We start from the raw sequence: 9,050 nt of genomic DNA on the forward strand, positions 1-9,050 counted from the left end.
TCCAGCCAGCATGTTGAATCAGAATTCACCGCCAAAGGGAATCCCTGCCGATTCAGCCTCGTTTCATCCCGCTCTAGGATCAGCATGTATGGGAGTTACGGTAGTCTTCGGTCCGGGTTTGGCCACGCCGCTTCTTCTGCTAGGATCTGCCGTCGGCCAGGAACTGAAGGTCCGCAGTCCGGGTTTGGCCACGCCGCTTCTTCTGCTAGGATGGAATGATCGACGATATCGAGGGCACGGTGGTCCGGGTTTGGCCACGCCGCTTCTTCTGCTAGGATCACGGTGCGCGGCTTCATTTCCGGCACCGTGTCCGGGTTTGGCCACGCCGCTTCTTCTGCTAGGATTTTCGCAAGGAGCAGCTCTAGGCCGTCCCTGTCCGGGTTTGGCCACGCCGCTTCTTCTGCTAGGATCAGGACAAGGCTCCTGCACCAGCCCATCCAGTCCGGGTTTGGCCACGCCGCTTCTTCTGCTAGGATATTGCCAAGAGCCACGGCACGGTCGTGATCGTCCGGGTTTGGCCACGCCGCTTCTTCTGCTAGGATGATAGGTAAGGGCGAGATTGCCTCTAGGGTGTCCGGGTTTGGCCACGCCGCTTCTTCTGCTAGGATTTTCGCAAGGAGCAGCTCTAGGCCGTCCCTGTCCGGGTTTGGCCACGCCGCTTCTTCTGCTAGGATCGCTGGAGCCGAAAGGGTTTGGCGAGACTTGTCCGGGTTTGGCCACGCCGCTTCTTCTGCTAGGATCAGGACAAGGCTCCTGCACCAGCCCATCCAGTCCGGGTTTGGCCACGCCGCTTCTTCTGCTAGGATATTGCCAAGAGCCACGGCACGGTCGTGATCGTCCGGGTTTGGCCACGCCGCTTCTTCTGCTAGGATCTGGTCCAAGCGCTGCTGGCTGGATGATCAGTCCGGGTTTGGCCACGCCGCTTCTTCTGCTAGGATTCCCCGCTACAAGCCCGCTCACGCAATCGAGTCCGGGTTTGGCCACGCCGCTTCTTCTGCTAGGATCTTCACGCGGATCGGTGTCGCCTTCCCGATGTCCGGGTTTGGCCACGCCGCTTCTTCTGCTAGGATCGGTCAGAAGGATACCAGTGGCGTTGCCGCGTCCGGGTTTGGCCACGCCGCTTCTTCTGCTAGGATGCGCGCTCGACGCCTTTGGCAACTACATGAGTCCGGGTTTGGCCACGCCGCTTCTTCTGCTAGGATGAAAAGGAAATGAGCGAAGTCGCCGCGTCCGTCCGGGTTTGGCCACGCCGCTTCTTCTGCTAGGATCACCGCGGGCTTTGCCTTTGCCACCTACTGGTCCGGGTTTGGCCACGCCGCTTCTTCTGCTAGGATGCCTAATCGACAGGACAAGCGAGCCGAGATGTCCGGGTTTGGCCACGCCGCTTCTTCTGCTAGGATCCAGACAAGCCATGGCATTCCGCTATCGAGGTCCGGGTTTGGCCACGCCGCTTCTTCTGCTAGGATCGCGCGGCGCAATGCCGCCCGGATTGGCTGGTCCGGGTTTGGCCACGCCGCTTCTTCTGCTAGGATAAATGCCGACGATGTTTTGCGCGCCTTCGCGTCCGGGTTTGGCCACGCCGCTTCTTCTGCTAGGATTGACGAGGTGGTGTTCGACCTGACAGAAGAGTCCGGGTTTGGCCACGCCGCTTCTTCTGCTAGGATTCGTACCGTCGAATTACTTGCGCCGCCCGCGTCCGGGTTTGGCCACGCCGCTTCTTCTGCTAGGATGCAGCGGCGAAGGCTAAGATACCCGTGATCGTCCGGGTTTGGCCACGCCGCTTCTTCTGCTAGGATGCCAATGCGAGCGATATAGTCGCCGATAATGTCCGGGTTTGGCCACGCCGCTTCTTCTGCTAGGATGACCGGGATCGGGAATGCCTCGATGATCAAGTCCGGGTTTGGCCACGCCGCTTCTTCTGCTAGGATCTACCCCGCGCAACTCCCTGTTGCGCGGGGCTTTTTTCTTGTGCCTGGCTGGAAAAAATGGTGCCAAGCACGTCACAAAAGCACCAGTTGGCGCGGTTTTTCCTCTGGTTTCGGCGCTCGTGCACGTCCACGGAAGACCTGACTCTGGGCGTATTGCTTGTCAGTGAAGAACAGAATCTGGACATGTCCGGCCTCGGGAATGCAATCACCCACTTGCCGCGCGTATGATTCGGCCTTCTCCCGGCTCCATGCGTGGCGGAGATAGACAGAAAATTGCACCATCTCGAAGCCCAGGTCCAGCAGATCGTTACGAAAACGCATTGCCCGTTTGCGTTCGGCCCTGGTGCCAACGGGAAGATCGAAAAGAACCCAGACCCACATGATTTGGTACCCCGACAGTTGCTGGTAGCGTTCAGGCATCCTCCGGCTCCGATGTCTCATCGGGCAGCGGGCGGGAGGGGAAATCGAGCCGGAGCTTGCGGTCGAGGAAGGAGCGAGCCAGGCTTTGCGCGAGGCGCACCAGGACATGGGACAGGGGTGTCGCCCCGTTCCTAGTCGGAAAATCGGCTGAGAGGCAGGCCACGAGGTCTTCGCGCGCATCTGTCACCTCGATGATGCCCGAGCTGACAAGCCGGTGAACGACAAGATCCACCGTCGGACGGAAGGGCTCCATCAAATCATCCGCAAGTGCCAGGGCATCGCCGCCGGAACGGTGGTGCAGCGACAGAGACGGATGCAGGCCGGAGGCGACGATTGCCCGCGCGGTTGCCGCGCGCAGCACGGCATAACCGTAGTTCAGAAGGGCATTGGCCCCCGCTGCATCGCGGTCGCGCCGGAACGCCTTACCCATGAGCAGGGGCCAATAGGCCTGGGCCGCCTGGGCTTCGCGATTGTCGGGATCGCCGGAACGTACCGCAACCATCAACCGGCGCAGGCGTTCGGAAGGGGCGCCGATGCGGTCAAGCGCTTCGGCCTGGGCGGCGATCTTGTGGCGGACGAGACTGGCCCAGGCCTGCTTGCGCAGGGGCAGCGTCGCGTCCGCCTGCGCCCGGAACCGCTCGGCCTGGGCGTGGTGACCGGCGAGTGGCAGGACAACCGCGACAGGTGAGAAGGAGGGCCCGAGCACCATGACCGGCACCTGCCGGGCAGCCAGTTCGGCCAGCGCGGTGTTCGACCACATCAGGCCGGGGCTCGCGGCAAGCACCGCTTCGATATCCTCGAGCCCGATACAGCCGGCCTCGGCACCTCCTTCGTCCACCGCAAGAAACCCGCGGCGCTTGTGCACGGCAAGTCCCGCGCGTGTCAGTTCCAGTATCTGTCCAACCATAGTGGCCTCCCTGAAATGCGAGGCCCGACAGGTTGGCCTGATGGTCAGATCACACCATGCGGCACGACCCTCACCCGCCCCAATTCGTCGATGCGCACCCGCCGGGCACGGCGCTGCTTGAGCTTTCCGATATTAGCGAAATCCCAGCGGAACGGATCGTCGGTATCCGCGTGGCGCTTCTGATAGTCGCCTGCGTCGTTGACCCCGACAAGATAAAGTACCGAGTTACTGGGCGAAAGGCGGACAATCCTCTTGATCCGGTTACTTCCAGCAACAGGATCGCCGTCTTGGTCCAGATCGAACAGCTGGATCGTGTCCCCTTTGAACAGCCTCATGATGAATCGCGCGCCGGGATGTGCTTCCTTCCAATCCGTCTGAACAGCCGACTGGGCGGCCCAGATGTCGGTGGCGTGGTGAACCCATCGGCCGTCTTCGTCCTGCAGAATATCGAGATAGGCAATCTCGCCGGGCACCATCCACTTGTAGGGGCGGCCATCGGCGGCATGTATCGGTCTCGCGGTCGATGCAGGCTTGATGATCCGGAGCCGCCTGTGGCCGGTGCGTTCGCTCCAGACTTTGAGGGCTTCGGCGAGGGCCTTCTTGTCCGACTTCTGGGCCTGTGTCGCGGCCAGCAGGTCGTTTCGGATCTTCTCGTCTCGCACCTGGCCGATCTCCTTGGCAGTCAGATCGGTGACGGGTTTGCGGACGACGACATTGCCGATCATCCGCGCCGCCTGGTTTTCGGGAACGTCGCGGACCAGCCCGTAGGCTTTATCCTCATGGAGCGGTCCGTTGATTATGCTGGGAATGTGCTTTTCTCCTGCCTCCTTTCGGGTCATTGCCTCGCGTTTCGTGATGGGACGGTTCGGTCGGTGACTCACAATGAGCTTCGCCACCCGGTCGCGGACCTGATCGCGGAAGCCCTCGAACGGCTCCGGCGGGTTCGGCAACACACGATCCAGTTCCTCGGCCCCGATTTGGCGTGCATAGTTTTGCAGGCGGAAGACCATTGATTCATCAATCGCCCCAACAACTGCCGCATCGAGGGCATGGTGCCGGTGGTCGTCTCGTGTCTTTGTATTGTGATCAGGCAGGTAGAGCCCCCAGCGGCGGCGCATCATGGCCGTCATCCGGCCCGGAATGACTCGGACATGCCGCTTGCCATCTTTTGGGAACAGTTGATCGGCATAGGCATGTACAACGCGGGCAAGATAGCCGGTTGCCTTCAACTGGCGATCCTCGAAGCTCTTGTCTTGTTGCCATTTCTCCAGCGCCCCTGGCAGGAACCGCCAGAGCTTGCGCTTCATCCCCGGCGCAGCCTTCACCCGCGCGATGATGGCGTCGAGGTCAGCCCCCGACCAGGCATCGCCCGGCGCGCGCTTGCCCTTGATCCGGTTGGCTGCACGGAAACACACGGTCTTGTTGGCCGGGCTGTCGTCGAAGGTATCCTCAAAGGGCAGGATGTGGTCGATCTCGACCGCATCCGAGTGCAGCTGGTGCAAGGAGATGGGGTTGCCCGAATAGGGACAAATCCGGTCGGCATTCGATGTGCCAAGCTCCTCCCAAAGCCGCATGCGCAGGAAGCGGTCGCCTATTCTGGCTCCCGGTGCAACGATCCCGTGTTTCTCCAACTCGGCACGCCATTCATCGTTCCGCTTCGTGTTATTGCGAATGTCTTTTTCGATCTCGTTCAACTCGCGCGCCGATTTGGCCATGTCGCGCGTGGTCTCGATCACCACCTCGGCGGGCTTGCCGTAACGGGCGATAAGCGCGTTCATCACCCGCCGGAACTGGCCAAGCGCGATATGCACGGTCGGGTTTGAGATGCGGCCAAAGCGGATGTCGGGCGGATCGTCTGGGTCGCCTGTCCCCGTACCGATCATGTGCCTGAGTGCCGGCAACTCGTTATAGCGCGGCAGGTCTGGCAGCCCCGGATCGCCCTCGGGGCGCAAGTCGGAGTGGTGGATCACCACGCCGTCGCCGAACAGCCCGCGTTCGCTGGCCTGCCTGACCGCGTCGGAATAGACCACGACCTCTTCGCGCAGGACCTTCAGGATCGCGCGAACGGCACGCTCGCCGAGCATGAGGTGGCCGTCGGGAAGGGTGATTTTCTCGACCCGTTCCGCGGTTTCGCGCGACAATCCGATCCACTTCTCCAGCCGCTCGACGGTTCGATCCGGTGAGACAGTGACCGCAAGGATCTTCACAAGCAGGAGTTGGCGGCGCGGACCAAGTCCTTCCCAGGCATTGGCAAGGGGGCCGGGTTTCTTGTCCGTCCCGACCAGTCGGGCTGCCAGGGTGTTGTGGGCGAGTTCCTTCAACCCGCCTTCCTCGAGATTGATCTTGACCTCGGAGGACAATCGCAAGATCCCACGCAACCCCTTTTTTGAGGATGACCAGGTGAGTTTCTCGCCCGACATCAGGTGTCGTGCGATCAGGTCGCGTGCGGTCAGATCCAGCCCCCGTTCGCCACCTTCGTCGATGATCCGCAGCATGTTGAGCTGTTGCAGTATAAGGAATTCCTGCGCCAGCGGATGCCATTTCGGCAGCCGGTAGTCGTCGGGGAAGAAGGTGCAGCGACCCGGCTTGACCGGTTTTAACGGCCGCTGGAAGAAGACACTGTCGCGGATGGCGTCGCGCGCCGCACCGGTGAGGCTGGGGTGATGCTTTGCCTGTACACGCCAGATATGGTCAAACTCATCCTCCAGCATCGCGCGGGTGGGGTAGAAGTCATAGGCCGCTTTGGCCCCCTCGCCATGCGGTCGCACCCGCACAGCTTCACCCCTGGCATGTCGATCCGCCAGCCAGGCGCCGTAGGTCGGGGCGCCTTGTTCTGCGAGCAATTCGCGCAGCGTGGCCGAGGCGGTCGCGATCTTTCCCTTGTCATCCTCGTTCGTTCGGTCTGCCTTTCGGTTGCTCTTGAAGCCCCGATGCTTGGAGATGTGCCAGATCGCGCGGCCGAGGTCCCGCAGATCGGCCTTGCCACGGGCAGCGCGACCGCGGGCTTCATAGGGATCGATCCCAAAGAATTCGCGTCTGTCATCCAGATTATCTGCGGCAGGCATCAAGCCGGCCGCAACCAGCCTGTCTTCAAGTTCAACCCGGCGCTTTTTCCGACGGTCGATCTGCCGTCGCTGTTGACGGGGCTGCCGCCTGCCGAGCGCGTTCGATTCCTTCGATTTGGGATCCCTGCCGGTCGGGAAAACACGCACCCCCAAGTCGGTCAGCGCAACTGGCGTTGAGTCCCCTTCGCTCAGTTCAAAAACCGCCCAACCGAGCGACCCGGACCCAAGGTCGAATGCAAATCGGTACATTCTGTCTCCAAACATGCTTGCAAAACGACAATATGCCAGAGTAATCTGAAATTCGTAGCAGAAGAAGCGGCGTGGTCTTTCCCGCGATAAGGTTTCAGACCACACCATTGGGGCAGGCTGCGGCCTGCCCCTTGCCATTTATCCGGTCGAAACCACCTGCCTCTTGCAGATCCCACTCCACCGGAAACGGCTCAAGCATACTCGCCAACGTTACCTCCGGCCCCTGCTTCCCGTCCAGGATCGCCTCGACGATATCGGGCGCGAGCAGGGTCAGGCGCAGGACGCGGGTCATGTAGGAGGGCGCGATCCCCTCGTGCTCAGCCAATTCACCGACGGTGGCGAACTCGCCCGACTCCAGCATCCGTTTCCAGCGGAAGGCGCGCGCGAGTGCCTTGACGAGGGTGTTGTCTGTCCGGCGCGACGACATCGCGCCTTCCGGCACATGCACCTCCTTCCGCCCGCTGCGCTTCACGACGCGGAAGGGGACCTGGAGCGTGATGGTGTCGGGGATCGGAGCCACGCGTGTCATGCTGCAGCCTCGATATTGCCGGCCAGCATTTCGCACGCGAGCCCACCGAGCCCGTCCACGCGCAGCCTGACGTTCAGGCTCTCCGTGCCGATGTCCACCCGCTCGACCAGCAACGCCACGATGCGGGCCTGCTCGGCCGGGAAGAGCTCGTCCCACAGCGGATCGAGCTGCTGCAGCGCCGCGCGCGCATCAGCCTCGGTCACATCACCATCCTGCGCCCGGGCAGCCTTCCATGTCCCTGCCACGATCTCGGGCTGGCGGAACACGGCGCGCAGCTGGTCGATGACCGCGGCTTCGATCTCGCCCGCGGGGACACGACCCACCGGGCAGGATCCAGCGCCGTGCTTCAGCACCGTCTGGCTGACATAGTAACGGTAGAGCCGGTCGCCCTTGCGGGTATGCGTCGGTGAGAACGCCGTGCCATCTGGCCCGAACAGCAGACCCTTCAGTAGTGCCGGTGTTTTAGCGCGGGTGCGGGCGGCGCGCTTGCGGGGGCTCGTCCGCAGGATGGCGTGAACGCGATCCCACGTCTCGCGGTCGATGATGGCGGCGTGCTCGCCGGGATAGCTCTCGCCCTTGTGGACCGCCTCCCCGATGTAGGCGCGGTTGTTCAGCATCCGGTAGAGGTACTTCTTGTCGATCCGGTTGCCGCGCGGCGTGCGGATGCCGCGCTTCGCGACCTCGCGCGCCAGTTCCGTGCCCGATCCGATCTCGAGGAAGCGGGCGAAGATCCAGCGGACATGCTTGGCGGCTTCGTCATCGACCACCAGCTTTCGGTTCTCGACCCGGTAGCCGTAGGGCGGGACGCCGCCCATCCACATGCCCTTCTTCCGGCTCGCGGCGACCTTGTCGCGGATGCGCTCGGCGGTGACCTCCCGCTCGAACTGGGCGAAGGAGAGCAGGATGTTCAGCGTCAGCCGGCCCATGGACGTGGTCGTGTTGAAGGACTGGGTGACCGAGACAAAGGTCACATGGTTGCGGTCAAACACCTCCACCAGCTTGGCGAAGTCGGCGAGCGACCGGCTGAGGCGGTCGATCTTGTAGACCACCACGACGTCGACCAGCCCGTCCTCGATGTCTTCCAGCAGCCGCTGCAACCCCGGTCGGTCAAGCGTGCCGCCCGAGATGCCGCCGTCGTCATACTGATCGCGGACCAGCACCCAGCCCTCGGAGCGCTGGCTGGCGATATAGGCCTCACAGGCCTCACGCTGGGCGTGGAGCGAGTTGAACTCCTGCTCCAGCCCTTCCTCGGATGACTTGCGGGTGTAAATCGCGCAGCGCTGTTTCCGGACCATCGGTTTGGTCATGTCTGGCCCTCCGCTTGCGCTCCGGGCGTTCGCGGCTGCGGACGCTCCACTGGAGCCTCAGCCGGCCTGCGGCCACCGCCGCTCACCCTCCGGTTCCTGAGCCCGAAGAAGACCCAGCCGTTCCAGCGGGTGCCGGTGATGGCACGGGCGATGGCGGACAGCGATCCGTAGGGCCGCCCCTGCCACTCGAAGCCGTCCGCGGTGACGGTGACGACGTGCTCGACTCCCTGCCATTCGCGGATCAGCCGGGTGCCGGCGATGGGCATGGCGTCGGCGCGGACGCGGCTTTTCTTGCGGTCGCCACCGTCCAGTTCCTCGCCCAGCCGCTCCAGCCGCCGGATCGTCTCGGGCTTCAGCCCGCCAAGGCTGAGTTCCTGGATGCGGTAGGCCAGCCGGCTTTCGAGGTAGCGGCGGTTGAAGGGCGGCGGCTCGCTGTCGAACAGCTCGCGCCATTGCCGCTTCAGTTCTGGCGTCTTCATGGTCTTGAGCGCGGCGAGGCGCGCCGGGATGGGATCCTGTGTCGTCATGCGTTCTCCTCTTGAGTTGGAGTTGCATGACGGCATTGCTTGGCCGGAGAGTGTAGGCGAATTTCTCCAGTATCGTCAGAAGCTTCGTCATGTTCGCGCAGCCTCAGCCGGACCAGCC

At 62.9% G+C, this 9,050-nt stretch carries 6 protein-coding genes and 1 CRISPR repeat array; all 6 genes read right to left on the reverse strand.

Annotation, left to right across the window (positions count from 1 at the left end):
- Positions 1-110: 110 nt before the first annotated feature.
- A CRISPR array of direct repeats spans positions 111-1,928; the repeat unit is 36 nt; unit sequence GTCCGGGTTTGGCCACGCCGCTTCTTCTGCTAGGAT.
- A 72-nt stretch (positions 1,929-2,000) separates the two neighbouring features.
- Positions 2,001-2,348, reverse strand: a complete 348-nt coding sequence (cas2, locus tag NYR58_RS19665; RefSeq protein WP_261522842.1) for a CRISPR-associated endonuclease Cas2 — start codon at positions 2,346-2,348, stop codon at positions 2,001-2,003.
- The gene (gene cas1 / locus NYR58_RS19670) at positions 2,341-3,255 is read right to left on the reverse strand and encodes a type II CRISPR-associated endonuclease Cas1 (RefSeq protein WP_261522843.1); all 915 of its coding nucleotides are present in this window, start codon (positions 3,253-3,255) and stop codon (positions 2,341-2,343) included. Before cas1 ends, cas2 begins: the two co-directional genes overlap by 8 nt.
- Before the next feature lie 44 nt (positions 3,256-3,299).
- Positions 3,300-6,569 (reverse strand): type II CRISPR RNA-guided endonuclease Cas9, encoded by a 3,270-nt coding sequence (gene cas9, locus NYR58_RS19675; RefSeq protein WP_261522844.1) that lies wholly within the window; start codon positions 6,567-6,569, stop codon positions 3,300-3,302.
- Between the two features lie 94 nt (positions 6,570-6,663).
- The gene (locus NYR58_RS19680) at positions 6,664-7,098 is read right to left on the reverse strand and encodes a hypothetical protein (RefSeq protein ID WP_261522845.1); all 435 of its coding nucleotides are present in this window, start codon (positions 7,096-7,098) and stop codon (positions 6,664-6,666) included.
- Positions 7,095-8,405, reverse strand: a complete 1,311-nt coding sequence (locus NYR58_RS19685) for a recombinase family protein (protein ID WP_261522846.1) — start codon at positions 8,403-8,405, stop codon at positions 7,095-7,097. Before NYR58_RS19685 ends, NYR58_RS19680 begins: the two co-directional genes overlap by 4 nt.
- Positions 8,402-8,932, reverse strand: a complete 531-nt coding sequence (locus NYR58_RS19690; RefSeq protein ID WP_261522847.1) for a DUF2924 domain-containing protein — start codon at positions 8,930-8,932, stop codon at positions 8,402-8,404. The genes NYR58_RS19685 and NYR58_RS19690 overlap by 4 nt, the downstream gene beginning before the upstream one ends.
- Between the last annotated feature and the right edge of the window lie 118 nt (positions 8,933-9,050).

The organism is Chelativorans intermedius (genome assembly GCF_025398255.1).
Taxonomy (GTDB): Bacteria; Pseudomonadota; Alphaproteobacteria; order Rhizobiales; family Rhizobiaceae; genus Chelativorans; species Chelativorans intermedius.